We start from the raw sequence: 4,701 nt of genomic DNA on the forward strand, positions 1-4,701 counted from the left end.
CGTCACCCCGTCCCTCTAGCCAGACCACGAACACCAGTGCGGGCAGGAACATCACGGCCGTCTCCACGGCCAGGCTCTCCGCCGAGGGCATGTCGGCGACCTTCTTGAGCAGCCCGTAGGTGCCGAACGCGAACGCCAGCGTCAGCGCGATCCAGGGCGGCCGCCCGTAGTCGACGGTCAGCACGACCACCGCCGCCGCCCCCAGCCCGACCGCGCACCACTGCCACGGCCGCAGCCGCTCCCGGAAGATCACCACGCCGAACACCACGCTGATCAGCGGGTTGATGAAGTACCCCAGCGCGGACTCGATCGTCTGCCCGCTGTTGACGGCGTAGATGTAGGTCCCCCAGTTGACGCTGATGACCACCGCCGCCAGCCCGAGCAGCACCCCCTGCCGCCGGCTCAGCCCCCGCACCCAGGTCCGCCGCACCGCCAGCACGACGGCGACCGCGATGAGCGACCACATGACCCGGTGCGCGAGGATCTCGACCGCGCCCGCCGGCTTGAGCAGCGGCCAGTACAGCGGGAACAGCCCCCACATCACATAGGCCGCGACCCCGTACGCCATCCCCCGTTTGACCACGATCGGCAACCTACCAGCCCGTAAGCAACCAAATCGATCAACGCTCATGACCCCGGCCCAAGGCATCGGCCAGGGCAACGAAGTCGGGCCCCAGTACCGCTCGGCCATCTTCTACCCGGTCGGAGCCCCGGTGACTGGCCACACATTTGGCCGCAGCCGGCGCGTGACTTCGGCTCGCCGGGCGATCAGGTTTTGCAGCCGTAGTGTTTTTGAACGCCGGGCACGTAGGCGTTGAGGAAGTTTTCAAGGTCCTCGGGCGTGGCCTTGCCGAACACCTCGTCGATGACGGGGTTGAGCTGAATCTCCGCGTAGACGGAATGCGGTGCACCGGGGCAATCTGCGACGGCTCGCGCGGAGCCGGTCCGAACTGTGAGCTTCCCTTTGAAGGTGCGCGGCTCTGAGGGGGAGCCCTGCCGAATCTGCCTGACATAGTCGTCGCCGTCTGGGTCATGTTTCGCGGCGAAGGTATAGGCGTAGTCGTCGTCGACGTAGAGCGGGCACGCCGTGGGAAGGTACTCGGGCTTCTCCAGCTTCCCCACGGTGACCTCGTCACCTTCCGGGAGCAGCGGATCCACCGCGTCGGAACTGATCGGGATGCCGCAAAGGCTGCGCGGCGCTGCGGGCTTTCCCGCGCACCCCGGCGCGGCCAATGCCGTCACCACAACGGCCGCGACGAACCTCAGCCGCATTGGCCCATTCCCTCCTGGCCGGCCTGCTGCTGCCCCTCAGTATCTCCCTGCACACCGTCGGTATAGTCGGAGGATCGAGCAGACCGCAACCGACCGTTGGCCGATTCCGAGGTGGTGGCTCCGGGTTGGGCATCTCTCATGAAGCTGAGCAGCATCGTTGAACCGGCGCCTCGGCGCATGGGTGTGCGCGCGACGGTCGTGCGCTGGGTTGGTGACGACCCTCAGCCAGGTGTCGTCGAAGTGGTGCTCGTCGACGCCGACGGTGTTCGGGTCACATTGCTGGACAAGGCCCCTGTCTTTGACGGGACCGGACGGCTTGCTCCCGACGCGGCCTATCCGCAGGACATCGTCCTCGACTGCCGGGTGTGCGGAGCCGAGGACGATGGCGGCCGGGTCGTGGTCGAACTCGAGCACGGCGTCGAGTCCGTCGATGGAAGGACCAGCTTCACGGTGGCCGCCGAACAGGTCGTGCGGGAATGACCGATCGGCCTGGCTCGCGTCGGGAGGGCCGCGTACATCCGGCGCCGGTCAGGAGAGCTTGGAGATCGCCTTCTTCCAGGCGTCCTGGTCTCGGGCCTCGCCGGGGGAGTTCACTTCGGTGAAGCGGAGGATCCCGGACTTGTCGACGAGGAAGGTGCCGCGTACGGCCATGCCTCGGTCGGAGTTGAAGACGCCGTACTGCTTGGCGACCTCGCCGTGGGGCCAGAAGTCGGAGAGCAGCGGGAACCCGTAGCCCTCTTCGTTGGCCCAGGCCTTCAGCGCGAAGACGTGGTCGACGGAGATGCCGAGGGTCTGCACGTCCTCGTTCTGGAATGCGGCGATGTCGTCTCGGACCGCACACAGTTCACCCGTGCAAATGCCGGAGAAGGCGAACGGGTAGAAGACCAGGAGCACACCGCGGTCGCCGCGGAAGGACGAGAGCGTGACGTCCTGGTTGTTCTGGTCCTTGAGCGTGAAGTCAGGGGCCTCGGTTCCGATTTCGAATGTCATGCAGGGGTCTCCTCATTGGGGAACGGTGACGACGATCTGCAGGGTAGTAGGTGCGCCCCATGATGCGGCGTTCACCTCAACCGAGGGACGAGAGGTAGCTGAGGGTCAGGGCCGCGGCGGTCAGGGTGGCGAGGCGGGCCGTGGAGGGGCGCGGGCCGTCCAAGAGCATGCGCAGGCCCAGGGGTACGAGTGCCACAGCAAGACCGGCCACCGCGACCATGGAGAGCGGTGTGGTGCCCTTGAGGACGCCCAGAGGGAGCGCGGCGGTCAGAGCCAGGGCGATCGAACGAACGGCCCCGATGGTGCGAGTGCGGTAGGCCGCGTAGGCGAGCAGGGGCCAGCCGAGCATGATGGCGAACGTCGTGTAATGGAAGATGTGGAAGCCCTGGTAGGAGGCTGCAACGGCTTGTGTCGCGGCAGTGCGGCCTTGCGCGTCCACCAGTTGGAAGGCCAGGTGGTCGATGCCGGCGTGGAACGTCCGGGTGAAGAGGCCCAGGACGGTGAGGGCTCCTGCCAGAGTGGCGATCTGCGTGCCGATAAGGCGGGTCAGGGCGAGCATGCCCGGGGTGAGGACGACGGTGCCCGCAACGAACGCGCTGTAGGAGGCGGTCATGAGCGTTGGGTGATCGTCGTAGGCGGCGAGCTGATGCGGGAAGAAGAACGCAAAGCGCGCGCGGAGTTCGTCGGACGAACGGTGCGGGCGAGAAGGATCGACGCGGAGCGTCTTGAACGGCAGCGCGAACACCAGCTCGTGATCGATGAGCGCCTGCGGATCGCACGTGAGCTGCACGACGTCGTCACGCATGGGATGGGGTTGATCGCCGTCAAGGCGGGGGTCGCCAACCACATCGCCGGGGAGCGGCCGGGGGAGGCTCGGGAGGCGCTGCGGGTCATCGAGGCCACGAGCCGGGAGGCGCTGACGGAGATGCGCAGGCTCCTCGGGGTGCTGAGGGACGAGCCGGACCTCGCCCCGCCCGGCCTGGCCGACCTCCCGGACATGGTGGAACGGGTGAAGTCGGCCGGTGTGCGCCTGGAAGTGTCCGTTTCGGCGACGGATCTTCCGGACGGGGTCGGGCTGGCGGTGCACCGGATCGTCCAAGAGGCGGTCACCAATGTCGTCAAGCACGCTGCACCCGCCAAGTGCAGAGTGGACGTTCGCGACGAGCGAGATGGGGTGCGCATAGAGGTGGCCGATGACGGCCCAGGCGGCGGCGTGACATCGGGCGGGCACGGGCTGGTCGGCATGCGGGAACGTGTCGCCATGTACGGCGGACGGCTCGAAGCCGGGCCGCTGCCCAGGCGGGGGTTCAGGGTGATGGCGACGATTCCCTACAAGGCGCAGCCGTGAGCGAACCGATCAGCGTTCTCGTCGCGGACGACCAGGCGTTGCTACGGGGAAGCTTCCGCGCCCTCATCGAGACCGCACCCGGCCTGAGCGTGGTCGGTGAGGCGGCAGATGGGGCCGAAGCGGTGAAGCTGGCCCACAGCCTGCGACCCGACGTCGTCCTCATGGACGTGCGCATGCCGGTGATGGACGGTATCGAGGCCACGCGCCGCGTCCGTGCGGACACCGAGGTACGGGTCCTCATCCTGACCATGTTCGACCTGGACGCGTATGTCTTCGCCGCGTTGCGCGCGGGGGCGGCCGGGTTTCTCCTCAAGGACACCCCGCCTGCCGAGCTGCTCGCGGCCGTTCATGTCGTCGCGTCCGGTGAGGCGCTGCTCGCGCCGAGCGTCACGCGGCGGCTGATCGAGGAGTTCGCGCGCCGTCCGGAGCCGGGACGGCCCTTGCCGAGGCGGCTCGACGGCGTCACCGAGCGGGAACGCGAGGTGCTGGCCCTGGTCGGGAAGGGCCTGTCGAACAACGAGATCGCCGACCATCTGCGGCTCAGCCTCGCGACCGTGAAGACCTACGTGGGACGTCTTCTGGCCAAGCTCCACGCCAGGGACCGGGCTCAGCTCGTCATCGTCGCCTACGAGACCGGACTCGTTCCCTGAGGGAGGATGGGCGTATGGAGCCGGGGTTGCGGGCGGAGGTGGCGGTCGTCGTCGGGGACGCGGATACGGCCGTCCAGCTGGGGAGTGGCGATGTGAGCGTGCTCGGGACGCCGAGGTTGCTCGCGCTTGCGGAGGCCGCGACGGTGAAGGCGGTCGCGCCTCACCTGGGTCAAGGCGAGACGTCGGTCGGGACGCGGGTCGAGCTGGAGCATCTGGCGGCCACCGCCGTAGGAGGCCGGGTGGCGGTCACGGCCGTCCTGCAGGAGGTGGACGGGGCGCGGCTCGTCTTCGCGGTCGAGGCGAGCGACGAGCGGGGCGCGGCGGTGGGGAAGGGCCGCGTCGAGCGGGTCGTCGTGGATCGGGAGAGGTTCCTGGCGCGGTCGAGGCGGTGACGCGGGGTCAGTACGGCAGGAGGCGACCCGAAGGGGTCCGGAGGTCGGG

At 68.4% G+C, this 4,701-nt stretch carries 8 protein-coding genes; 4 read left to right on the forward strand and 4 right to left on the reverse strand.

Translation table 11 applies throughout. From position 1 onward, the window contains the following. Both rarD and E1293_RS44570 read right to left on the reverse strand, forming a co-directional pair. On the reverse strand, window positions 1-568 hold a 568-nt coding region (gene rarD, locus E1293_RS44565; RefSeq protein WP_132205840.1), incomplete at its 3' end, for an EamA family transporter RarD. Between the two features lie 200 nt (window positions 569-768). Continuing rightward, entirely contained in the window at window positions 769-1,272 is a 504-nt protein-coding gene (locus E1293_RS44570) for a hypothetical protein (protein ID WP_132205826.1), read from the reverse strand. A 138-nt stretch (window positions 1,273-1,410) separates the two neighbouring features. Here E1293_RS44570 and E1293_RS44575 point away from each other — a divergent pair, with 138 nt between their 5' ends. Continuing rightward, window positions 1,411-1,752 (forward strand): hypothetical protein, encoded by a 342-nt coding sequence (locus E1293_RS44575; protein ID WP_132205828.1) that lies wholly within the window; start codon window positions 1,411-1,413, stop codon window positions 1,750-1,752. Window positions 1,753-1,800: 48 nt separating this feature from the next. On the opposite strand, the gene E1293_RS44580 is transcribed toward E1293_RS44575, so the two are convergent. Together E1293_RS44580 and E1293_RS49050 are read right to left on the reverse strand one after the other, a co-directional pair. Next, window positions 1,801-2,262: a peroxiredoxin gene (locus E1293_RS44580; protein ID WP_132205830.1), complete on the reverse strand. Its 462-nt coding sequence runs from the start codon at window positions 2,260-2,262 to the stop codon at window positions 1,801-1,803. Between the two features lie 76 nt (window positions 2,263-2,338). After that, window positions 2,339-3,067: a hypothetical protein gene (locus E1293_RS49050; protein ID WP_207939492.1), complete on the reverse strand. Its 729-nt coding sequence runs from the start codon at window positions 3,065-3,067 to the stop codon at window positions 2,339-2,341. A 9-nt stretch (window positions 3,068-3,076) separates the two neighbouring features. On the opposite strand from E1293_RS49050, the gene E1293_RS49055 reads away from it, so the two are divergent. From E1293_RS49055 to E1293_RS44600, 3 genes are read left to right on the forward strand one after another with little or no spacing between them, the layout of a single operon-like run. Continuing rightward, the gene (locus tag E1293_RS49055) at window positions 3,077-3,610 is read left to right on the forward strand and encodes a sensor histidine kinase (RefSeq protein ID WP_243717496.1); all 534 of its coding nucleotides are present in this window, start codon (window positions 3,077-3,079) and stop codon (window positions 3,608-3,610) included. Then, window positions 3,607-4,260, forward strand: coding sequence for a response regulator (locus tag E1293_RS44595; protein ID WP_132205836.1), 654 nt, complete (start codon window positions 3,607-3,609; stop codon window positions 4,258-4,260). The genes E1293_RS49055 and E1293_RS44595 overlap by 4 nt, the downstream gene beginning before the upstream one ends. A 14-nt stretch (window positions 4,261-4,274) precedes the next feature. Further along, a complete protein-coding gene (locus E1293_RS44600; RefSeq protein WP_132205838.1) occupies window positions 4,275-4,652 on the forward strand; it encodes a thioesterase family protein in 378 nt (125 codons plus the stop codon). Window positions 4,653-4,701 lie beyond the last annotated feature (49 nt).

This window comes from Actinomadura darangshiensis (assembly GCF_004349235.1).
Classification (GTDB): domain Bacteria; phylum Actinomycetota; class Actinomycetes; order Streptosporangiales; family Streptosporangiaceae; genus Spirillospora; species Spirillospora darangshiensis.